Source organism: Ruegeria sp. AP11, assembly GCF_056535865.1.
Map to the genome: position 1 here is coordinate 221,685 of NZ_JBQFJB010000001.1, position 21,057 is coordinate 242,741.

Genomic DNA, 21,057 nt, shown 5'->3' on the forward strand with positions numbered 1-21,057 from the left:
TCAGCGGGTTGTCCGTGCCCAACGATGCAGGATATCTCCGCCCAAAGCCTGCGTTTCGATCAGATCGAAACGGGGGGCGGTCTCAAGCGTATCGAGCCCGAGCGCCCCGATCGCAGGCAGCCCCTCGGCTCCGATCATCAGGCCAGCGGTGAACCCGACAAGCTCATCCACCAGATCCGCCTTCAGCAGTGATCCGGCCAAAGCGGACCCGCCCTCGCAGAAGATGCGGGTCAGTCCAGCCTGTCCAAGCTGTTGCAGCAGGTCTGCCGGGTCAACATGATGGCCTTCCAGCGCACAGGGGATGAGCCGGGCGCCCAATCCTTCCCAGGCGCGGGCGCGTTCAGGGTCGGGATGCGGACCATGGCACAGCCAGACCGGAACCTCTTTCGCGGTGCGGGCCAGATGGCCCATAAGCGGCAGATCGAGGTAACGTGAGACGATCACACGCACGGGTTGCCGCGCGACACCAAGATCACGCACCGTCAGCGACGGATCATCCGCACGGGCCGTCCCTGCCCCGACCATCACCGCATCATTACGGGCCCGCATCGCGTGCACTGCACGCCGCGCCTCGGGGCCGGTAATCCATTGGCTGTGGCCGGTTTCAGTTGCGATCCGGCCATCAAAGCTGCTGGCCAGTTTAAGCGTTACGAACGGGCGGCCCTGCTCGTTTTTCAGGAAGAACCCGGCATGGGCCTGCTCGGCCTCATAGGCCATGATACCGGTCTGCACGTCGATCCCGGCAGCGCGCAACATGTCAAAGCCCTGCCCGGCCACACGCGGATCGCTGTCCTCGATGGCACAAACAACACGCGCCACCTTGGCGTCGATCAGCGCCTGCGCGCAGGGCGGTGTCTTTCCGTGATGCGCGCAAGGTTCAAGCGAGACATAAGCCGTTGCCCCCTGTGCCGCGGATCCGGCCTGCGCCAGCGCTTCGGTTTCAGCATGAGGGCGCCCGCCGGGCTGGGTCCAGCCGCGTCCGACGATCCGCCCATCGCGCACGACAACGCAGCCGACCGAGGGGTTGGGCCAGCACTGTCCCTGACCGCGCTGCCCCAAAGACAGGGCCAGCGCCATGAATCGCTTATCTGTTTCGGTCACTCATCGGTCGTGGGTTGCGGCGGGCGCAACTCGTGGACGAACTCCTCGAAATCATCAGCCGCCTGGAAATTCTTGTAGACACTTGCAAAGCGAACATACGCAACAGTGTCAATCCGGGCCAGCGCCTCCATGACGATTTCACCGATTTTGTTGGACGGGATGTCGGTCTCGCCCATGCTTTCCAGACGGCGCACGATACCCGAGATCATCTGATCAATCCGATCGGGTTCGATCGGGCGTTTCTGCATCGAGATGCGGATCGAGCGCTCAAGCTTGTCGCGGTCGAAATCCTCGCGTTTTCCGTTGGTTTTGATCACTACCAGATCGCGCAGCTGCACACGTTCATACGTGGTGAACCGGCCGCCGCAGGCCGGGCAAAACCGTCGCCTGCGGATCGCCACGTGATCCTCTGCCGGTCGTGAATCCTTGACCTGAGTATCGATATTTCCGCAAAACGGGCAGCGCATCCGCCGTCTCCTCGTCCCTAGTTCCGCCTCTTGTTGTAAGCACTTCGGCTCACTTATCCACAACTATAGGGCAGCCGCTAGGATTTGGGTAGTCGGAAATTTCCACCGCTAGATAAAGGGTCACGCGAAATGTGCCGCGACCTTGCGCAGATGCGGGGCGCGGCGATGCTCGAACAGATAAATGCCTTGCCATGTGCCCAAGGCAGGCTGGCCCGCCGTGACCGGGATCGACAGCGAAACGGGCATCATCGCCGCCTTGATGTGGGCGGGCATATCATCCGGCCCTTCATAGGTGTGGCGCAGATAGGCCATCGACGGATGATCCGACGACGGCACCAACCGGTCAAAGAACGCTTGCAAATCGGTCTGAACCTCAGGGTCGGCATTTTCCTGGATCAGCAGCGAACAAGAGGTATGGCGTATGAACAGGGTCAGCAATCCATCCGAGGCAGGCTTCAACCAAGATCGCACAGGGGCAGTGAACTCATAGAGCCCAACGCCCTGTGTCTGGATCGAAAACTCAGTTTGCAGCACGGATCAGCTGAAGACCTGACGACGATTGCACCGCCCGTTCGCACCCTGCACCGACATGCTTTCTCCTGTTCTGAATCCAGCAGAGAAACTGCTTTGCTGAGCCACATCCTTGGGCATCGTCAGCGAGAACGCAACAGACGTCTTGCGCCCGGTCGTCACGCTTTGGCCATAACCGCGCGTGACATAGATGCGATCCTGCCAACCGGCACCCAAGGTCCGGCGCGCAAAATCGGCGGCGGCGCACCAATATCCGTCGACATCGCGACGAGAGCGCGGGATGACTTCGAAATCAGTGTTGTTGATCGCTACGGTCTGAAAGCCTAGGCGCGCCGCACTTGCCGTGACGGGCGAGCTGAGCACCATCAGGGCGACAAAAGTGCCCGAGATAAACTGTTTCATCATTACTTTCTCTCTCTTACTTCCGAATTATAGTGTAGTTTGCCACAGTCTTCGAAACAGAGCATTTCACAATCATTTCAATCAGCGCCCCGATTTGCGTTATCAGGCATCAACCAGCCCCGATACCGGATCAACAGCCGACCCCCAGGCAAATGAGCCGAGATGTCGAAGCGAAAGCGTGCCTGCGTGTCCTCGCTTTCGGTTGAGCAGGATCGGGGCAGCAGGAACCGGGGGCACGGCACCCCGAACAGGCTGAGGCGCTGTATCTCGATGGCCAGCGCCGTTTCGGTTCGCATTGGTCGCATCCAAATCGTCAACGCTCCGATCTGTTCTCTGACACAGCCGCGGCGCACATCGAATATCAACCGCGACCGGGTTATGTGACCATCAAAGTCACGTTCCCAGTGCCAGCCGTCACTGTCGCGTTGAATGGTGAGGGTGACGGGCAAGTCACTGCCCTCAGGCGGAAAGCGACCGGCACGCAGCGCCAGCGCCACCAATGCACCCCCACCCCGCGTGATGCTGCAGCGACCTTGGTGACGACCTTCACCGCCATGCAAAGCCCGGACCGCAACGGGCAGATCCGGGTCACCCCCCAAAGCCTGCAGGAACGGGTCGCTCTCAGAAACCATCTGTTGCAAACCGTGACCGCAACGATGGATCGGGGACCAGACAGGTCTCTTGCCGGCCAAACAGAGCGTATCGGTTCCGGGCAATCGCGTGATATAGCGGGTCTTTTATAAACCGCGGCAGATATCGGCACAGCGCCAGAACCCGCCAGAACCCCGGCAAAGCCCGCATCGCGGCGGCAAAGGCATCCAGCCTTTGATGAACCCGCCCGTCGACGATCACCAGATTGGTCTCAAAATCCGAGGTGGGCAAATTGAGCCGCGCATAAAGCCGCTGCCCAAGCGGAGATTGCGCCGTGGCAAAGCGGAACCGCCGATCCTTGTCATGGCGCAGCATGAACCGAAAGAACCCCGAACACAGCACGCACTCACCGTCAAAGACGATCAGATCAGTTTCTGGGGCGTTCAGATCTTGCACGGGAAATCATATGGTTGCCACTGGCCTGACGGATGCTCTCATGGACGCGAAATGTCGGCAATGCGACATGGGCGACCATTGGTCGAGATGTCGGGGAACCCGGTAACACGGTTTGGTGGACCGTCCACTCAGGCTCAGCCCTCAATCCCCATTGGACGCTGACCCGACAACGATCCGACATTACCGCCGAGCAGGGTTGCAGGTCTTGACAAGTTCAGTCAATTTCTTGCGAATTTTTGTCATCGAACCAAAAGCTGGCGCCACGCGCGGATTTACCGCTAGGCTGCATTGCAGGTTCGCACTGAATTCAGACACGATAATGGACGTTGATATTTCCAGAATACGGCTGCTCTCCGGCAGGCTCGAAGATTACGCGGGCGCATCCGTCGTTGACCGCGTCTTGGACAGCAGCGCCTTGACGCGGACCGAGATTGCCCCTCCGGCCACGTCATACAGCGCCCATAAAGAGGCGCTGTTTGTCCGCCACGCCTGCGACGCGGTCGGGGATATCACCTTTGGCGCGCGCACCGGGCTGGACTTCAACTCATCCTCCAGCGTTACCGCCTATATCAGTAAATATTCGCGCGATCTGAAGCAGGTCTTGGAAAACTCGGCGCGGTTTCATGCGATCATCGACCCCGCGCTTGCCCTCAGTTTGCGGATCTCGGGGAATTCGGCCTCGTTTGAGGCGGATTGGAAAGATCCCGGATTCTCGCGCTATCACCGCCGTACCGAATTCCTGTTATTCGCCGCCATCGGCCGGATGCGCGCTTTGACACAGACCTGCCTGCATCCGATCGAGATGCGCTTTCAACACGAAGTCGGACAGCACGCCCGGTCGTTTGCAAGGATCGGCGGTTTTCCGGTCACGTTCGGGGCTGAGCGGCTTGAGATCATCCTGTCGCTGCCCTCGCTTGAAATCCCGATCCCGACCTATGATCCCAGCCTGCGCGCGCATCTGCTGGAATACGGCGAACGCCTGCTGGCCGAGCGCCGGTCTCCCAAACAAAAAACACGAGCGCTGGTTGAAGGCCTGATCACCCGGTCGATGCCCGGCAGGATCATCCCGGCCAACGACGCCGCCGCTCAACTGGGCCTTAGCCCGCGTACACTGGCGCGCCGCCTGACTGACGAGGGGGTCAGCTATCGCGAGATTGTAGAGGACCTGCGCTGTGATCTGGCACAGACCTTCATCAAGAACGGCATGACACTGGCCGAGATTGCCTATTCGCTGGGCTATTCCGATCAGGCCGCCTTTTCCACCGCCTTCAAACGCTGGACCGGACAGGCACCTTCCGCATTCCGAAAAAGAGTGGACCGCCCGCTGCGGTGACAGTGGCCGGGGGTCATCAGCGTTTCCACCTCGCCCCGGCCTGTCCCATGAGTGGACACCCGCGATGTAGAATTGACAGCCGCGCTTGCCTTGCGCGTTCTCGCCAATTTGAAGTGAAGTTTGGACAATGTGAGCAGCGCAAAGAAAAAGGCGCCCCAAGGCGCCTTTGACTTACTGATCCAGGAAGGACCGGAGTTTTCGTGATCGGCTGGGATGCTTCAGCTTCCGCAGCGCTTTCGCCTCGATCTGACGGATACGTTCGCGGGTCACACTGAACTGCTGACCGACCTCTTCCAGCGTGTGGTCGGTGTTCATGCCGATGCCAAAACGCATCCGCAGCACCCGTTCCTCGCGCGGGGTGAGCGAGGCCAGAACCCGCGTTGTGGTTTCCTTGAGGTTTTCCTGAATGGCGCTGTCCAGCGGCAGCACGGCATTCTTGTCCTCAATGAAATCGCCTAGCTGGCTGTCCTCCTCGTCGCCGATGGGCGTCTCAAGGCTGATCGGCTCTTTGGCGATCTTCATCACCTTGCGCACCTTCTCAAGCGGCATCTGCAGCTTTTCGGCCAGTTCTTCCGGCGTCGGCTCGCGGCCGATTTCGTGCAGCATCTGACGACCGGTGCGGACCAGCTTGTTGATGGTTTCGATCATATGGACCGGAATACGGATCGTGCGGGCCTGATCCGCGATGGAACGCGTGATCGCCTGACGAATCCACCATGTCGCGTAGGTCGAGAACTTATAGCCGCGGCGGTATTCGAACTTGTCCACCGCCTTCATCAGGCCGATGTTACCTTCCTGAATAAGATCAAGGAATTGCAGGCCACGGTTCGTGTACTTTTTGGCAATCGAGATCACCAGACGCAGGTTGGCCTCGACCATTTCTTTCTTGGCCTGACGCGCCTCTTTTTCACCCTTCTGAACCTGCTGCACGATGCGGCGGAATTCGGGGATGTCCAGACCGACATATTGCCCGACTTGGGCCATGTCGTTGCGCAGTTCCTCAACCTTCTCGGTCGAGCGTTCGATGAACATCTGCCAGCCCCGGCCCGGCTTTTCGGCCATCTCGGACAGCCAGTTCGGGTCAAGCTCACGCTCGCGATAGGCGTCAATGAATTCACGGCGGTTGATGCGGGCCTGGTCGGCCAGCTTTACCATCGAGCTGTCCAGCGACATGACGCGGCGATTGATGCCATAAAGCTGGTCAATCAGCGCTTCGATCCGGTTGTTGTGCAGGTGAAGACCGTTCACCAGTTCGACGATCTCGGCCCGCAGCTTCTGATAGGTCTCTTCATCCTTCTCGCTGAAGGTCCCGTCCTCGTTCAGGGTGGCCGAAATCCGGCTGTCCTGCATCTCGCTCAGCATCGCGAAGTCGGTCGAGATGCGTTCCAGCGTGGTCAGAACCTGATCTTTCAGCGCCGCTTCCATCGCGGCCAGCGACATATTGGCCTGATCGTCCTCGTCATCGTCATCATCGCTGCTTAGCGGGTTGCCATCGGCGTCAAGCTCCGGGCCTTCGTCTTTGGCAGGTTTAGCGGACTGAACCGCCGAAGTGTCAACGACCGGTTCCTGTACGTCGCCGTCTTCGTCCATCTGGTTGCCGAAGGTGGTTTCCAGATCGATGACGTCCCGCAGCAGAATGTCTTCGGACAGAAGTTCGTCATGCCAGATGGTGATCGCCTGGAAGGTCAGCGGGCTTTCGCACAGCCCTGCGATCATGGTGTTCCGGCCCGCCTCGATCCGTTTGGCGATGGCAATCTCGCCCTCGCGGCTCAGCAGTTCGACCGAACCCATCTCGCGCAGGTACATGCGCACCGGGTCGTCAGTGCGGTCCAGCTTTTCGGTTGCGGCACCGGCCAGTGCAACTTCACGCGGGCCTTCGGTGGTGACCAGTTCGGTCGAGCCTTTGTTCTCTTCTTCCTCGGCTTCTTCATCTTCGATGATGTTGATGCCCATTTCGGACAGCATCGACATAACATCTTCGATCTGTTCCGAACTGACCTGATCAGGCGGCAGAACCTGATTGAGCTGGTCGTAGGTGATGTAACCTTTCTCGCGGGCCTCGGCGATCATCTTCTTGACCTGGGCCTGGCTCATGTCCAGCGAGATTTCCTGTTCCTGCTCGTCGGATTTGCGGTCTTCGTTCGTATCCTTGGCGGCCATTCAATGCTCCTGCAGGGATGGGTGATTCGTCTGTGCCGAATCATTAGCGCGTGAAACTGATTCGGCCACCCGTTTACCTGTTTTTCTTTTCCAGTGCCTTATGAAAACACCAGTTTACCGGCGTTTCCGCTCGAAATTGATACCGGACATGATGGCCTCAAACGCGTCCTTCTCGTCGCGGTTGATTCGCGCACCGTTGTCGGCGATGTCGAAAATGGCCCTGTCCTCATTCTGGCTGCGGCTTGCGCGGTTGCGCTCTTCGGCGGCCTGACCCACCCGATACGTCAGTGACTCGTCAGCCAGCTCGGACAGTTCCTCCGTTGCTTCGGCAATCTCAGCATCCAACCCCCGGAGCGCTTTGATCTTTGCGAGTTCCTCGGCCAGCGTCATCTGGGCCTTTTCAACGTCGCCCGGTTTGTGCACACAGGGGATCACTGCGACATGGCGAAGGGCCAGCAGGTTTTCAAGGGGTTCCGGACCCAAAGTTTGAATGATGTGGTCTTGCAGATTGTCCGGATCGTCAATCGCATGGCGCAGGATCGCCCCCCGCAGCGCCGCGTGGTCGGGATCGCGGCAATCCATTTCCTCCAATTGATGTTCAAATTGCACGACAACCTGCGGATTCAGAATGGCAATTGCCAGAATGGCGGATTCACGCAATTGGATATCCGCGGTCTCGGATGACGCCAAAAACGACGCGCGGGCACCGGGCGAGGCAGGCTGCGCTTGTGGTTGCCACTTGCCACGAGGTTGCCATGGGCGATTTGGCGATTGTCGCTGCGGGCGAAACAATTGCCAGCGCAGGTCCTTAATTTCCTGCCCGTAATGAGACCGGATCGAGGGATCGCGGATCAGCTTGATCTTTTCACGCAGGGATTTATCCAAGGCCGCCTTACGCTCGGGGCTGTCGAATACCTTGCCTTCTGTCTCGCGCTGCCACAGCAGCTTGACCATGGGAATGGCACTGTCCAGTACCGTCTGAACGGCCCCTGCCCCTTCGGCGCGCAACAGGTCATCTGGGTCCTTGCCCTCGGGCATCAAAGCGAACCGCAGGGATTTCCCAGCCTCCAGCAGCGGCAGAGCAAGATCGACCGCCCGCATCGCCGCGCGCAAACCGGCCGTATCGCCATCCAGCGCGATGATCGGTTCATCGGAAATACGCCACAGCAGCTGTAGTTGATGTTCCGTAATGGCCGTTCCCAAAGGCGCAACCGAAGCGCCAAAGCCCGCCTCAGCCAGCGCGATCACGTCCATGTACCCTTCGGCCACGATCAGCGGCTGACCCTTCCCCGCCGCCTGCCGCGCAGGGCCATGGTGATAGAGACTGCGCCCCTTGTCGAACAATTCGGTCTCGGGCGAGTTCAGATATTTGGCGTTGTCATTCGGGTCCATGGCCCGTCCGCCAAACGCAATGCAGCGCCCGCGCGGGTCGCGGATCGGGTACATGATCCGGTTGCGGAAAGTGTCATAGGGCTTTTTGCCCTTGTTCGACGGCTTGGCCAGCCCAGCGCCAAGGATCAGATCCTCGGCCACGTTCTTGCCGGTCAGATGATCCCACAGCGCCTGCCAGCCATCGGGGGCAAAGCCGATCTCCCACCGGTCCAGCGCCTGTTGGTCCAGCCCGCGGCGGGTCAGATAATCGCGCGCCGCGGCCCCTGCCCCGGTCTTGAGCTGCAGGCGGAAGAACTGCACCGCCTGCTCCATCACCTCGGCGAGTTGCGAGCGCCGATCCTGTTTCTGCTGCGCCTTTGGATCGCGCGCAGGCATCGGCATCCCGGCCTCGCGCGCCAATATCTCGACCGCTTCGATGAACGAGACATTCTCGGTCTCTTTCACAAAGCTGATCGCGTCGCCTTTCGCGTGGCAGCCGAAGCAGTAATAAAACCCCTTCTGGTCATCGACATGGAAGGATGCCGTCTTCTCATGGTGAAACGGGCAAGGCGCCCACATGTCGCCCTTGCCCTGATTGGACTTGCGCTGATCCCACATGACCTTGCGCCCAACGACCTGAGACAGGCTGAGGCGGGTGCGCAGTTCATCCAGAAATCCGGGGGGCAAAGACATCGTTCAAACCTGCCAGAAATGAAATCGCGCGCCAAGGGGATGGCGCGCGGTTGTCCACAGGGAAATGCCGGGTCTGTGGATTATTGCTGCAAACACAGCTCCAGCCAGGCCGCTCCGAGGTCCTTTTTGCGCACGTCGCGCATCTTTTGCTCATAGACCCATGGCGCGATCAGCGGAATCGCCGCGTTGTAATTCTCGGGCCAGGTCGGGCTGCTATCCGCAACCGCTTGCGCCACATCGCGCTCTTTTACCCGGTCAAGACGTGCCTTCTGTATCGCGGCAACAACATCCGCTTGATACTGGCAGCTTTGTTCCTTGGTTTCCTGAGCCGCCACAGGGGTGGCAAGCAGGGCCGCGACGATGGCGATACGCAACATGGGGGTCTCCCGGATTCGTTTCATTCAATGCAGCTTAGCCGCGCGCGGCGATGCCTTCCATCACCCTTTTCAGATCGTGAACCAGCGACCCGGCCATGGACCGGAAGACCATGATCTGAAATGCGTTTTCACCGACACGAGTTATCGAAGCGGTCATGTGAAACAGCAGAGTCCGCGCTGTATGGCCCCGCTTGAACTGCGCACCACGCAGATCAACCGGCACCACACGCGCCAATACATCCTCGACCCCGGAGCCTTCCAGTCGGACAACCGTCCACGCATCCGATTGATCCACGATGGCAGCAAGCCCCGACAAAGCTTTGTCGGGCACCGGCCCCAGCAACATCGCATGCGCAGGCCCAAACCAGACCGCCCGCGCCCCTGCCTTGCCGGTGGCGCGATTGGCTGATGGATACGTCATTCCATGAGCCGCCTTGAGCGCGTCGGAAACAGCCTTCTGGTGCCCCTTGAAAGGAGAGATCGAGTGGATCGCCCCCGCGTCTTCTTCGCTAAGCGTCACAGCACCGTTGGTCAGCGGCAGCAGCCCGTCGCAGGGCGTTTTTGCAATCAGTTTATCCACGGACGCGCCCTCCCTCGGGGTCAAAGAAGACCGGGTTCACCACTTCGCACAGGGTCGTGACACCGCGCAGGTGGTCGACCATTTTCACCACCTCTCCGTACCTGTCCGGCCCGTCGGCAAGAAAGCCCAGCCCCAGCATGGTTTCCAGCGTGGGTGAATAACAGACCGAGGTCAGATAGCCCTGGTCATTCACGCGCACCGGATCAGCCTCTTCCTTGTAAAGATGCGCACCCGCCAGAAGTTCCTTGCTTTCGCCAATCGGTTTCAGCCCCACCAGCCGCTCGCGCCCGGGCTCTTCCAGACCCGGGCGTTGCGACATGGTTTTGCCGATACAATCCTTCTTCTGCGAAACCATCCGGCCCATGCCAATGTCATAGGCTGTCGTCCGTCCATGGATTTCGGAATGGGTAATGAACCCCTTCTCGATCCTCAGGGCGTTCATCGCCTCCATCCCGTAAAGCCCGCCGCCCAGCGCCACTGCCCGGTCCGCCATCATGTCGAACAGGCTCGCGCCATAGCGCGCGGGCACGGCGATTTCATAGGCATGTTCACCCGAGAACGAAATCCGGAACAGACGCCCCGGAACACCCAGAACCGATACCGGTCCGCAGGCCATGAAGGGCCAGCTTTCATCATCAAGAGGTGTGTCCAGCAGAGTGTTCAGCAACTCTCGCGATTTCGGCCCGGCAACAGCGAATTGCGCCCATTGCTCAGTGACCGAGGTGAAGGAAACATCCAGATCCGGGCGCAAGCCCTGATGCACGAATTCCAGATGCTTCATCACGTCGCCGGCACCTGCGGTGGTTGTGGTCATGACGAAATGCGTCTCGCCCAGCCGCGCGGTGGTGCCGTCGTCCATGACGAATCCATCCTCGCGCAGCATCAGACCATAGCGCGCGCGACCAACCTTCAGGGTCGAGAACATGTTGGAATAGACGAAATCCAGAAACGCACCCGCATCCGGCCCCTGAATGTCGATCTTGCCCAGGGTTGACACATCGCACACGCCAACTGCTTGACGCACCATATTGACCTCTCGGTCACAGGATTGCCGCCAGGTGGTCTCTCCATCCTTCGGGAAATAGCTGGGGCGATACCACAGGCCCACTTCGATCATCGGCGCCTTCCGTGCCACGGCTGCCTTGTGCGAAGTGGTAAAGCGTTGAGGCTTGAATCCGGCGCCTTCGCCCCCCGCACCGAGCGCTGCGATCGCGATCGGGGAATAGGGCGGACGGAACGTTGTAGTCCCCGTTTCAGGTATCCCGCGCCCGGTTGCGTCCGCCAGAACGGCCAGCGCCGCCACGTTCGAGTTCTTGCCCTGATCCGTCGCCATGCCCTGTGTGGTATAGCGCTTCATGTGCTCGACCGACCGGAAGTTCTCGGTCGCGGCCTGCTTGACGTCTTTCACCGTAACGTCGTTCTGGAAATCCAGCCACGCACGGCCTTTGCCCGGAACAGCCCAGAGCGGGGTTATCTCGTAAGACGTATCCTCGGCCTGTGGCAGGGTGGATTTGGGAGCTTTCAGTCCCAGTTCGCCCAGCGCGGTTTCTGCCGCTTCGACCCCTTCGCGCAGACAGGCTGCGGTCGAGAACGCCCCGTTGCACGCCCCTGCCGTCACCATGCCCGGCACGGCCCCGGGTGTCGGCACAAAAGCCTCTATCTCGCGCTTCCAGGTCGGGCGGCCATTCATATGGCAGGTCAGGTGAACCGACGGGTTCCAACCGCCAGTCATGGCAAGGCAGTCGGTTTGGATGCTCTCTTCGCCGCTGGCCCGGCGGATGGTGATCGACTCCAACCCTTTGCGGCCTGCGCTGCCACAGACCTGCGCGCCGCGCAACACCTCATAGTCATCCGACAACGGCGCATCGTGGCGGCTGTCGATCACGGCGGCCACGTGGACACCGGCGTCCAGCAGGTCGCGCGCGGTGCGGTGAATGTCGTCCGTATTGCCAAAGACAGTCACGTTCCGCCCCGGGCTGACGCCCCAGCGGTTCAGATAAGCCCGCACCGCCCCGGCGGTCATGATCCCCGGGCGGTCATTGTCGCGAAACGCCACCGGACGTTCCAACGCACCCGCCGCCAGAACCGAACGTTTCGCCACGATCCGCCAATAAGTCTCCAGCGGAGCGCCGTTCGGGCGGCGATCCGTGTGATGCAGCACCTTCTCCAACGCCGCAAAGGTGCCCTGATCATAAGCGCCCGCAACCGTGGTGCGGGTCATCAGGCGCACATTGTCCATGCCGCCGAGCTCAGCCAGAACCTCATCCGCCCAGACGTGGCCCGGCTTGCCATCAATCTCATAGGTTTCGGCCAACAGCCGCCCGCCCATCCGCGCGTTCTCGTCCGCCAGAATGACATCCGCTCCGGCACGCGCAGCGGTCAAAGCGGCCATCAATCCGGCAGGCCCCGCGCCGATGACCAGCAAATCACAGAAGGCAAAGGCGCTTTCGTACTTGTCGACATTATCCTCGCCCGACAAAGCGCCCAGCCCCGCCGCACGGCGGATCACCGGCTCATAGAGTTTTTCCCAAAAGCTCTTCGGCCACATGAAGGTCTTGTAATAGAACCCCGCCCCCAGAAATGGCGCGGCCAGATCATTGACCGCCATCACATCGAACCCAAGGCTGGGCCAGCGGTTCTGACTGCGCGCCTCAAGCCCCGGATAAATCTCCTGCATGGTAGCCCGCACATTGGGCTCTTGCGCGGCGCCCTGCCCGACCGTCACCAATGCGTTGGGCTCTTCACTGCCTGCCGTCAGAACACCGCGCGGGCGGTGATACTTGAACGACCGGCCCATGAGGCGAATGCCGTTGGCCAGCAGGGCCGAAGCCAGAGTATCGCCCTGAAACCCTTCGTAGCTGACACCATCAAAGACAAACGGTACCGTCTGTGCGCGATCAATCAGCCCTTTGCCCGCGATCCTCATGCGTTCACCTCTGAGGCCAATTGCGTTCCCGAAATCTCATGCGTGACCGTATCCCGCGTCACCACGACCCAGGCACCGCAGCCGCCTTCGTGATACCAAAGCTCGCGGGTCTCACCGGCCGGGTTGTCGCGCAGATAAACAAAGTCATCCCAGGCAGCTTCGCCCGCATCCGGCGCAGGACGCTCCAAATCGACCGCTGCTCCACGATAGTAAAACTCGCGGCGATCCCGCTCGCCGCAATGCGGACAGGTGATCCTCATACCCGTGCCCCCAGCTTCATCTTTTCAGAAATACTCAAATCCGACATCGCCATCCTCAATGCAGATTGTGTTGAGAGCCCTTGCCCTCTTCATCTAGAATTCCACGCCCGGTGCGGAATCGATCCAGCTGGAACCGGGTTGCATTCTCATGATACCGATCCGTCGCGATCAGATGGGCAAACACATTCCCCGAACCCGGAACTGCCTTGAACCCGCCGTAGTTCCAGCCGCAATTCAGATAGAGCCCGCCGATATCCGTCCGATCGATGATCGGAGAGCCATCAGGCGACATATCCATGATCCCGCCCCATGACCGCAGCACCCGCGCCTTGCCGATCATCGGCATCAGGGCCATCCCGGCCTCCATCACGCTTTCCACGGTCGGCAGGTTCCCCCGCGCCGCGTAGGAGGCGTAGAAATCCAGGTCTCCGCCAAAAACAAGCCCGCCCTTGTCGGACTGGCTGATATAGAAATGACCCATGCCAAAGGTCACGACGTGATCGAGACAAGGCTTCAGCCCTTCGGTCACAAAGGCCTGTAGGACATGGCTTTCGACCGGCAGGCGCATCCCGGCCATCGCCGCGACCTGACCCGAACGGCCCGCAACCACCACGGCCACTTTCTTGGCCCGGATCGAACCGCGCGTGGTCTGTACGCCGCGCACCGCACCGTTTTCGATATCAATGCCGGTCACTTCGCAGTTCTGGATCAGATCGACACCGCGTTGATCGGCGCCACGCGCATAGCCCCACGCCACCGCATCATGCCGCGCGGTGCCGCCGCGCGGGTGATAAAGCCCGCCATAGAGCGGAAACCGCAGGTCGTCGTAATTCAGATAAGGCAGCATCTCGCGCAGTTGATCCCGGTTCAGCAGGATCGCGTCATCCCCCTGACTGATCATCATGTTGCCCCGCCGCGCCGCCGCATCACGCTGCCCGTCCGAGTGGAACAGGTTGATGATCCCGCGTTGCGAATGCATGACGTTATAGTTCAGGTCCTCTTCCAGACCTTCCCATAGTTTCAGCGAATGCGAATAGAACTCGGAATTGCCCTGCAGGAAGTAGTTCGCGCGCACAATCGTCGTATTGCGCCCGATATTGCCGCCGCCGATATAGCCTTTTTCCAACACGGCCACGTTGGTCAGACCGTGTTCCTTGGCAAGGTAATACGCTGTGCTCAGCCCATGGCCACCACCGCCGATAATGATGATGTCATACTCGGCCTTCGGCTCGGGGTCGCGCCAATGCGGCGTCCAACCCTTGTTGCCAGTCAGCCCTTCCTTGAGAACTCTCAAGCCGGAAAAACGCATTCAGACCTCCGTGCAGTTCTGGTCGACATCAAATCAACTGCGGTCAGCAGTAACAATGCCACCGAAAAACGCCACCTCTGATTTCGACATGGACTTGCCTCTGGGCGACGAAACGTCGGTAGAACGCAAATTTCTTGGCTACCCGGGACCGGCGCCCGCACTTTCGTGTCTAGCGGCCTGCACCACAACGAATCCGGCGCAGCGATGCAAATACAATCAAATGAAGGACTTCATATGCCAGTCCCCCATGCGGCCCCGGGGCCCGCAGGAACCGGCGGGAACCGGACCAATGAAACTGGTCCGGTTCGTCTTTTTGTCTCGACCCTCAGAGCCCTTTGGCGCGGTAACTCTTCGAGACGCGGTCGATGGCAACGATATAGGCAGCGGTCCGCAGGTCATCCACATCGGACCGGCTATGCCAGACCTCACGCATCGCCTGATAGGCAATCCGCATCGTGTCATCGAGACCCGAGCGCACCAACTCCAGCTCTCCAGCACCCTTCAGATACTTGGCCTTGAAGTCCGGAGACATCGACCAGGCATCACCCAGATAGCGATCGAGCCGCTCCAGTTCGCTGACGATCAGTTCGTGCCGCGCCTCTTCCTGACGGCGCTGCATCCGGCCAAAGCGGATATGGCTGAGGTTCTTGACCCATTCGAAGTAAGACACCGTCACACCGCCCGCGTTGGCGTACATGTCAGGGATAATCACGGTGCCCTTCTGGCGCAGGATTTCGTCAGCACCCGCCGTGACCGGACCGTTCGCGGCCTCGATGATAAGCGGAGCCTTGATACGCTCGGCATTCGAAAGGTTGATTACACCTTCCAGCGCCGCGGGGATCAGGATGTCGCATTCCTCTTCCAGAACAGCCGCCCCTTCGGCGGTGTGCGTCGCATCCGGATAATCCTTGACGCCGCCATGCTTGACGATCCACTGGCGGACTGCTTCCACATCAATGCCGTCGGGATTATAGAGCGCGCCGTCCCATTCGATAATGCCGACAACGCGTGCGCCGTCATCTTCGCTCAGGAACTTGGCAGCGTGATAGCCCACATTCCCCAACCCCTGCACGATCACCCGTTTGCCGTCCAGCTTGCCGCTCAGACCGGCCTTTTTGATATCCTCAGGATGCCGGAAGAATTCGCGCAACGCATATTGCACACCGCGCCCGGTCGCTTCGACCCGGCCCTGAATGCCGCCCGCATTCAGCGGCTTGCCCGTCACACAGGCCCGCGCGTTGATATCCGTCGTGTTCATCCGCGCGTATTGGTCAGCCATCCAGGCCATCTCACGCTCGCCTGTCCCCATATCCGGGGCCGGTACGTTCTGGGACGGGTTGATCAGATCACGCTTGGCCAGCTCATAAGCAAAACGGCGCGTGATCTGCTCAAGTTCATGTTCTTCATATTGGCGCGGGTCGATGCACAGCCCGCCTTTTGAGCCGCCAAACGGGGTTTCGACCAGAGCGCATTTATAGGTCATCAGTGCCGCAAGCGCCTCAACCTCATCCTGGTTCACCGCCAGCGCATAGCGGATACCGCCCTTTACCGGCTCCATATGCTCAGAATGGACCGAGCGATATCCGGTGAATGTCTGGATCTTTCCACGAAGGCGAACGCCGAACCGCACGGTATAGGTGGCGTTGCAGACCCGTATCTTTTCTTCCAGCCCCGGCGGCAGATCCATCAGGGACGCGGCCCTGTTGAACATCAGGTCAACACTCTCACGAAAGCTGGGTTCTTTGATTCCGGTCATACAATCCTCCGTACCCGTAACAGACAAACGTCATGACGTTTTGTCGCACCACTGGCGCGGCGCTGCAATCACCATCTGCATATTTTTTGATCAATCCATATGTCTGCTCAAATCAGAATGAACTGAGTCGCCCATAACCTGCGTTCTGCTGAAATTGTCCACAAGCTGACAACAGAGCCGCCATAACCTAACGGATTATCTTCGCAATTTCTGCTAACCAGCCAAAACTAAGCCATTTTCGCCCAATTCCCGCCACGTTTGAAATTTAACGTAATACAGTAATTTTTTCCTTGGGGGCTTATTCGGCCTGCTCAGCGGAGTCACCAAATATGAAGAAAAATCTAGCAAATAATGGCTCTGCCAAGCCAGTGAACAAATTTAATGCCTTCCGGCAATTCGCCAAAAATGAGGAGGGCTCATTCACGATACTCACCGTATTCTTGTTTCTTGCGCTAATTGCAGCCACAGGTATCGGCGTGGACATGATGAAGTTCGAGCGTGACCGGGCTGCTCTGCAATCCACGCTTGACCGGGCTGTACTTGCCGCGGCGGATCTCGACCAGACTGCGGATCCGCAGACTGTCGTCGAAGCCTATCTCGACAAGGCAGGCCTTGGGGAGAAGCTGAAAGATGTCACGGTCGTAGAAGGCTTTGGTTCGCGGAAAGTGACCGCTACGGCAGAAACAGTCATCAAAACGCACTTCATGCGTCTTTCCGGCGTTAAGGAGTTGCTCGCCCCTGCCGCCAGCACCGCCGAGGAATCAATCGGCGCGGTGGAAATTTCGCTGGTTCTGGACATTTCAGGCTCGATGAGTGAACCGTCCGCCGATCCACGCTACAGCAAGATGACTGTTCTGAGAGACGCCGCATCACAGTTTGTAAACTTGATGCTGGATAAACCCGGGCAGAACGAGATTTCGATTTCGATTGTTCCATACGCCACTCAGGTCAACGCCGGCGAAGAACTTCTGAACAAGTTCACCAACGTCACTAACGAGCACAATTACTCGCACTGCGTGAACTTCATCCCTGAACAGTACAGCGATGCGGACCTGCACCGCGGCGATACGCTTGAACGTACCGCGCATTTTGATCCGTTCACCTATTCTGAAAACGGCATCAGAATCCCGGTTTGTCCGGTTCGCGCCGGCAGCGCAATCACTCCTGTAACCAATAATCGGGCGAAATTGCTGAAACATATCAGCCAGTTGACCCCGAACGGTAACACATCGATCGATGTCGGCATGAAATGGGGTGTCGCCCTGTTGGATCCCAGCATGCGCGATATCGTCGGCCTGTTGGCAGCGCAAACCGATCCGGATCCCGAATTTGCACCCGCAAAAATCGTTCCAGCGAATTTCAGCCAGCGTCCGACGAACTATAACACTGACGTTCTGAAAATCGCCATCGTCATGACCGATGGTAAGAACACCGATCAGTACATGCTGAACCCGTCGCTGCGGGAAGGCTATTCGGATGTCTGGTACAACCCCGATTCCGGTAACATCACCAACTGGGGAAGCTACAATACAATCGAAGGTGACTATTCCATCTATCATTCTCAGGGGAAGCCTAACTTCTTCTGGCCACAGCGCAATATCCGCGGCAGCAAGCCCTATGAGTGGAATGATCATCCCTATGGTACACCTGCCCCGGAAACTGCCCAGAATGAAGAGCCCGGTGAGGCGGTCCGCCTGACCTATCCTGAACTCTTCAACCGCGTTTCGTTGGCCTGGAATGCACAATACAACTATTACTGGCAGTCCAGTGCATGGGCCGAATGGTATAGCAGCGCATTCTCGAAGGTGGAGACCTCTGCAAAGAACCAGCACACGAAGCATATCTGCAACTCGGCCAAAGATCAGGGCATCGTTGTCTATGGTATCGCATTCGAAGCCCCGCGCAGCGGCTATAGCCTGCTGCAGAAGTGCGCGAGTTCGGATAGCCACGTCTACAATGTAAAAGGGTTGGACCTGGAAGATGCATTTGCATCAATCGCGTCCTCGATCCGCAAGCTGAGACTGACACAATGATCGGTAAGGTTGCTTCACTCACTCGGCGGTTTCGCCGATCAGAGAGCGGGAATGTCACCATTGAGTTTGCATTGCTCTTCCCGGCATTCATGCTCTTTAGCCTATCCGCAGCCGAACTGGCGCTGGTTACCTTGCAACAAACCATGCTGGAACGCTCAGTTGACATGACTGTTCGCGATATTCGCCTTGGAACAGGGCAAATCGTCGAGCATGATGACATCAAGGACACCATCTGCGAGCGCGCCCTGTTCATCAAAAACTGCTCGAACAATCTGCGCCTCGAAATGATTCAGCAAAGTGCCTTCGACGGTATCGTTCTGCCTGAAGACCCAGATTGCACCGACAATTCTGAAGAAGTGAAACCTGTTCGAAAGTTCATCAACGGCCAATCTAACGAACTGATGATACTGCGCGCTTGCGCGAGGATTGATCCGATTTTTCCGACTTCGAAGCTCGCAAAAGGGATAACAGATCAAACTGGTCAGTATTCTCTTACCTCGACTACCGCGTTTGTTCAGGAGCCGATTTAAGCGATGAAACATATAGCCAAAATCTTCAAACGCCTGAATGTCCTGAAACGCCGCGAATCCGGATCTATGTCGGTTGAGGCCGTCTTGATGTTTCCGATGCTGCTGTTTACCGCCACGGCAACATTTACGTGGTTTGATGGGTATCGCCAAAGCGCTGCAAACCTCAAGGCAGCCTACACAATTGGTGATCTCATCTCGCGTGAAACAGGCACAATCAACGATACCTATATTACCTCGCTGCATACGCTGATGGTGCGGATGGTTGATAACGGATCTCCAATGTCGATGCGCGTGTCACTGCTGGTATTTGACGAGGATGAAGATCGCCACTTTGTTCAGTGGTCGACTGCACGTGGATATCAGTCGATCTGGACTAACGACAATGTCGAAACAATCAGCGATTCACTTCCGCCAATGCCTAATCAGGACACTTTGATTTTGGTGGAGACGTCGAACAAATATGCACCGATCTTCAACGAAGACCTTGTAAAAAATGTAACATTTGACAACTTTGTCTTCACCCGACCGAGGTTCACAAATGAAATCGCGGCAGTTTTCAAGGAACTGATCATCGATCTTGAAGATGTCGACAATGATGAAGACGAGGCTGAAGAGTCAAGCGGTGCCTGAACGCAGCCGGTTAACCCCGCTCGGCAAGCATCCCCGTCAGCATCTCTGACATGAATTTGGTTTCGGCGGCAGCTGTCATGCCGCCGATTCCTATGCGGCGCCCCAGACGCCACCACAGACCAGGGGCCCATGCAAATGTGCCAGCGCTGCGGGTTTTGATCAGAAAGCCGTTTGACGGCTTGAAGGCAAACATGCCCCGGTCAACCGTTTCGATTTCGTCCACGCTGCATATCACCTGCCCGGATCCGGTGCGCAGGGTGGATCGGGTCAGTTCGATTCTGTCTGCGGTCGCGGTCCACATGTGATGAGACAGCCAGAAAGAGGCTGCTCCGGTCGCCAACAGGAACACCTGCCAGCTCAACTGAGGCGGGGTGGCCAATGCGACATAGATCACCAACCCTCCGATCGTGATCAGCATCCCTACCCCCATCCAGCGGCGCGGGGCCGAGGCCGCGATTGTGGCCAACACGTCTTCTTGCATGTATCTCTCCTGCTTTCCCGTCTGCTTTAGCGGCTTTGATCCACAAAGGACAGAGCCCTGCACAGGTCTGAGCACCCCTGCACAGGCAACGTGTTTCTGCGCGAATTGAATGATCGCGCGCCCAGCTTAAATTTCGGCCAGCTATGATGGAGGCTCCGATGTCGCTCAGACCCACTTTGGAAACCCGCAAGGCCGTGCCGACGATGGAAGGTGCGGGCGTCAAACTTCATCGGGCCTTTGGCTTTCAGGACCCGTCGGAACTGGACCCGTTCCTGCTGTTCGACGACTTTCGGAACGAACATCCGCAAGATTACATGGCCGGTTTCCCGTGGCACCCGCATCGCGGGATCGAGACGATCACTTATGTGCTGTCGGGTACTGTCGAACACAGCGACTCGTTGGGCAACAGCGGAACGCTGGGGGCTGGCGACGTGCAATGGATGACCGCCGGTTCGGGTATTCTGCATCAGGAGATGCCGAAAGGCGCCGCCAGCGGTCAGATGCACGGGTTCCAATTGTGGGGTAATCTGCCGTCAGATCAAAAGATGACCGCTCCGCGCTATCAGGACGTGCAAAGTGGCGACATTCCCGAAATCACCGATGATGACGGCACCATCGTGCGCGTGATCGTGGGCGAATTCTGGGGGCGCACCGGTCCGGTCGATGGCATCGCGGCTGATCCGCAATATCTGGACATCAGCGTTCCGGCGGGTGTGAAAAAGACCTTTCGCATCGACACCTATCGCCGTGCATTCGCCTATGTGTTTGAAGGGGAAGCCGCCTTTGCCGATGCCTCGCAACCCGCTGGCGTTCTGCTGGAAAAAGAGGTCGCGGGGCAAGAGGTCAATATCCGCGATATGTCCGGGGACAGGACCCTGATCCGCTTTGGCACGGGCGACGAGGTGACGGTTCAGGCCGGACCCAGCGGCGTGCGGTTCCTGCTGATTTCGGGCGCTCCGATCAATGAACCCGTCGCCTGGCACGGCCCGATTGTCATGAATACCCAGGCCGAGCTGCAACAGGCGTTCCGGGAATTGCGCAACGGCACGTTTATTCGCCCGGCGCACTAG

20 protein-coding genes are annotated in these 21,057 nt (G+C 58.7%); 5 read left to right on the forward strand and 15 right to left on the reverse strand.

Annotated elements, in window-relative coordinates:
* The 6 genes from ribD to ACR3E4_RS01225 all read right to left on the reverse strand — a co-directional run bounded on the left by ribD (position 1) and on the right by ACR3E4_RS01225 (position 3,548).
* Complete coding sequence (gene ribD / locus ACR3E4_RS01200; protein ID WP_480531573.1) at positions 1-1,101, reverse strand: bifunctional diaminohydroxyphosphoribosylaminopyrimidine deaminase/5-amino-6-(5-phosphoribosylamino)uracil reductase RibD; 1,101 nt, start codon at positions 1,099-1,101, stop codon at positions 1-3.
* Positions 1,098-1,568 carry a transcriptional regulator NrdR gene (gene nrdR, locus ACR3E4_RS01205; RefSeq protein ID WP_480469369.1) on the reverse strand — a complete coding sequence of 157 codons (471 nt, stop codon included), beginning with the start codon at positions 1,566-1,568 and terminating at the stop codon, positions 1,098-1,100. Before nrdR ends, ribD begins: the two co-directional genes overlap by 4 nt.
* A 120-nt stretch (positions 1,569-1,688) precedes the next feature.
* On the reverse strand, positions 1,689-2,099 hold the full coding sequence (locus ACR3E4_RS01210; protein WP_480532346.1) for a secondary thiamine-phosphate synthase enzyme YjbQ: 411 nt from the start codon (positions 2,097-2,099) through the stop codon (positions 1,689-1,691).
* Between the two features lie 6 nt (positions 2,100-2,105).
* The gene (locus ACR3E4_RS01215) at positions 2,106-2,504 is read right to left on the reverse strand and encodes a hypothetical protein (RefSeq protein WP_480531571.1); all 399 of its coding nucleotides are present in this window, start codon (positions 2,502-2,504) and stop codon (positions 2,106-2,108) included.
* A gap of 74 nt (positions 2,505-2,578) precedes the next feature.
* Entirely contained in the window at positions 2,579-3,133 is a 555-nt protein-coding gene (locus ACR3E4_RS01220) for a DUF4166 domain-containing protein (RefSeq protein WP_480531569.1), read from the reverse strand.
* Positions 3,123-3,548 carry a thiol-disulfide oxidoreductase DCC family protein gene (locus ACR3E4_RS01225; RefSeq protein ID WP_480531567.1) on the reverse strand — a complete coding sequence of 142 codons (426 nt, stop codon included), beginning with the start codon at positions 3,546-3,548 and terminating at the stop codon, positions 3,123-3,125. Before ACR3E4_RS01225 ends, ACR3E4_RS01220 begins: the two co-directional genes overlap by 11 nt.
* A 319-nt stretch (positions 3,549-3,867) precedes the next feature.
* On the opposite strand from ACR3E4_RS01225, the gene ACR3E4_RS01230 reads away from it, so the two are divergent.
* Positions 3,868-4,881 carry a helix-turn-helix domain-containing protein gene (locus ACR3E4_RS01230; protein ID WP_480531565.1) on the forward strand — a complete coding sequence of 338 codons (1,014 nt, stop codon included), beginning with the start codon at positions 3,868-3,870 and terminating at the stop codon, positions 4,879-4,881.
* Positions 4,882-5,052: 171 nt separating this feature from the next.
* On the opposite strand, the gene rpoD is transcribed toward ACR3E4_RS01230, so the two are convergent.
* The 8 genes from rpoD to ACR3E4_RS01270 all read right to left on the reverse strand — a co-directional run bounded on the left by rpoD (position 5,053) and on the right by ACR3E4_RS01270 (position 16,313).
* A complete protein-coding gene (gene rpoD / locus ACR3E4_RS01235; RefSeq protein ID WP_480531563.1) occupies positions 5,053-7,041 on the reverse strand; it encodes an RNA polymerase sigma factor RpoD in 1,989 nt (662 codons plus the stop codon).
* A gap of 114 nt (positions 7,042-7,155) precedes the next feature.
* Positions 7,156-9,105: a DNA primase gene (gene dnaG, locus ACR3E4_RS01240; protein WP_480531561.1), complete on the reverse strand. Its 1,950-nt coding sequence runs from the start codon at positions 9,103-9,105 to the stop codon at positions 7,156-7,158.
* Between the two features lie 80 nt (positions 9,106-9,185).
* A complete protein-coding gene (locus ACR3E4_RS01245; RefSeq protein WP_480531559.1) occupies positions 9,186-9,482 on the reverse strand; it encodes a hypothetical protein in 297 nt (98 codons plus the stop codon).
* A gap of 34 nt (positions 9,483-9,516) precedes the next feature.
* Positions 9,517-10,062: a sarcosine oxidase subunit gamma gene (locus ACR3E4_RS01250; RefSeq protein ID WP_480531557.1), complete on the reverse strand. Its 546-nt coding sequence runs from the start codon at positions 10,060-10,062 to the stop codon at positions 9,517-9,519.
* Positions 10,055-12,988: a sarcosine oxidase subunit alpha family protein gene (locus tag ACR3E4_RS01255; RefSeq protein WP_480531555.1), complete on the reverse strand. Its 2,934-nt coding sequence runs from the start codon at positions 12,986-12,988 to the stop codon at positions 10,055-10,057. Before ACR3E4_RS01255 ends, ACR3E4_RS01250 begins: the two co-directional genes overlap by 8 nt.
* Entirely contained in the window at positions 12,985-13,248 is a 264-nt protein-coding gene (locus tag ACR3E4_RS01260) for a sarcosine oxidase subunit delta (RefSeq protein ID WP_480531553.1), read from the reverse strand. Before ACR3E4_RS01260 ends, ACR3E4_RS01255 begins: the two co-directional genes overlap by 4 nt.
* A gap of 55 nt (positions 13,249-13,303) precedes the next feature.
* A complete protein-coding gene (locus tag ACR3E4_RS01265) occupies positions 13,304-14,557 on the reverse strand; it encodes a sarcosine oxidase subunit beta family protein (RefSeq protein WP_480531551.1) in 1,254 nt (417 codons plus the stop codon).
* A gap of 325 nt (positions 14,558-14,882) precedes the next feature.
* Positions 14,883-16,313: a Glu/Leu/Phe/Val family dehydrogenase gene (locus ACR3E4_RS01270; protein WP_480531549.1), complete on the reverse strand. Its 1,431-nt coding sequence runs from the start codon at positions 16,311-16,313 to the stop codon at positions 14,883-14,885.
* Between the two features lie 329 nt (positions 16,314-16,642).
* On the opposite strand from ACR3E4_RS01270, the gene ACR3E4_RS01275 reads away from it, so the two are divergent.
* The 3 genes from ACR3E4_RS01275 to ACR3E4_RS01285 are packed head-to-tail and all read left to right on the forward strand — an operon-like array spanning position 16,643 to position 19,506.
* The gene (locus ACR3E4_RS01275; protein WP_480531547.1) at positions 16,643-18,346 is read left to right on the forward strand and encodes a Tad domain-containing protein; all 1,704 of its coding nucleotides are present in this window, start codon (positions 16,643-16,645) and stop codon (positions 18,344-18,346) included.
* On the forward strand, positions 18,343-18,876 hold the full coding sequence (locus tag ACR3E4_RS01280; protein ID WP_480531545.1) for a TadE/TadG family type IV pilus assembly protein: 534 nt from the start codon (positions 18,343-18,345) through the stop codon (positions 18,874-18,876). The genes ACR3E4_RS01275 and ACR3E4_RS01280 overlap by 4 nt, the downstream gene beginning before the upstream one ends.
* A gap of 3 nt (positions 18,877-18,879) precedes the next feature.
* Positions 18,880-19,506: a TadE/TadG family type IV pilus assembly protein gene (locus ACR3E4_RS01285; protein ID WP_480531543.1), complete on the forward strand. Its 627-nt coding sequence runs from the start codon at positions 18,880-18,882 to the stop codon at positions 19,504-19,506.
* A gap of 10 nt (positions 19,507-19,516) precedes the next feature.
* Here the strand turns inward: ACR3E4_RS01285 and ACR3E4_RS01290 are convergent, their stop codons facing one another.
* The gene (locus ACR3E4_RS01290) at positions 19,517-19,987 is read right to left on the reverse strand and encodes a hypothetical protein (protein ID WP_480531541.1); all 471 of its coding nucleotides are present in this window, start codon (positions 19,985-19,987) and stop codon (positions 19,517-19,519) included.
* A gap of 158 nt (positions 19,988-20,145) precedes the next feature.
* Between ACR3E4_RS01290 and ACR3E4_RS01295 the strand changes: the two genes are divergently transcribed.
* The gene (locus tag ACR3E4_RS01295) at positions 20,146-21,057 is read left to right on the forward strand and encodes a pirin family protein (protein ID WP_480531539.1); all 912 of its coding nucleotides are present in this window, start codon (positions 20,146-20,148) and stop codon (positions 21,055-21,057) included.

What these genes read in the sequence shown, in the direction of transcription:
- nrdR (WP_480469369.1), bottom strand. Translation starts at nt 1,568, where the DNA reads ATGCGCTGCCCGTTTTGCGGAAATATCGATACTCAGGTCAAGGATTCA.
- ACR3E4_RS01215 (WP_480531571.1), bottom strand. Translation starts at nt 2,504, where the DNA reads ATGATGAAACAGTTTATCTCGGGCACTTTTGTCGCCCTGATGGTGCTC.
- ACR3E4_RS01220 (WP_480531569.1), bottom strand. Translation starts at nt 3,133, where the DNA reads ATGGTTTCTGAGAGCGACCCGTTCCTGCAGGCTTTGGGGGGTGACCCG.
- ACR3E4_RS01230 (WP_480531565.1), top strand. Translation starts at nt 3,868, where the DNA reads ATGGACGTTGATATTTCCAGAATACGGCTGCTCTCCGGCAGGCTCGAA.
- rpoD (WP_480531563.1), bottom strand. Translation starts at nt 7,041, where the DNA reads ATGGCCGCCAAGGATACGAACGAAGACCGCAAATCCGACGAGCAGGAA.
- dnaG (WP_480531561.1), bottom strand. Translation starts at nt 9,105, where the DNA reads ATGTCTTTGCCCCCCGGATTTCTGGATGAACTGCGCACCCGCCTCAGC.
- ACR3E4_RS01245 (WP_480531559.1), bottom strand. Translation starts at nt 9,482, where the DNA reads ATGTTGCGTATCGCCATCGTCGCGGCCCTGCTTGCCACCCCTGTGGCG.
- ACR3E4_RS01255 (WP_480531555.1), bottom strand. Translation starts at nt 12,988, where the DNA reads ATGAGGATCGCGGGCAAAGGGCTGATTGATCGCGCACAGACGGTACCG.
- ACR3E4_RS01260 (WP_480531553.1), bottom strand. Translation starts at nt 13,248, where the DNA reads ATGAGGATCACCTGTCCGCATTGCGGCGAGCGGGATCGCCGCGAGTTT.
- ACR3E4_RS01265 (WP_480531551.1), bottom strand. Translation starts at nt 14,557, where the DNA reads ATGCGTTTTTCCGGCTTGAGAGTTCTCAAGGAAGGGCTGACTGGCAAC.
- ACR3E4_RS01270 (WP_480531549.1), bottom strand. Translation starts at nt 16,313, where the DNA reads ATGACCGGAATCAAAGAACCCAGCTTTCGTGAGAGTGTTGACCTGATG.
- ACR3E4_RS01275 (WP_480531547.1), top strand. Translation starts at nt 16,643, where the DNA reads ATGAAGAAAAATCTAGCAAATAATGGCTCTGCCAAGCCAGTGAACAAA.
- ACR3E4_RS01280 (WP_480531545.1), top strand. Translation starts at nt 18,343, where the DNA reads ATGATCGGTAAGGTTGCTTCACTCACTCGGCGGTTTCGCCGATCAGAG.
- ACR3E4_RS01285 (WP_480531543.1), top strand. Translation starts at nt 18,880, where the DNA reads ATGAAACATATAGCCAAAATCTTCAAACGCCTGAATGTCCTGAAACGC.
- ACR3E4_RS01290 (WP_480531541.1), bottom strand. Translation starts at nt 19,987, where the DNA reads ATGCAAGAAGACGTGTTGGCCACAATCGCGGCCTCGGCCCCGCGCCGC.
- ACR3E4_RS01295 (WP_480531539.1), top strand. Translation starts at nt 20,146, where the DNA reads ATGTCGCTCAGACCCACTTTGGAAACCCGCAAGGCCGTGCCGACGATG.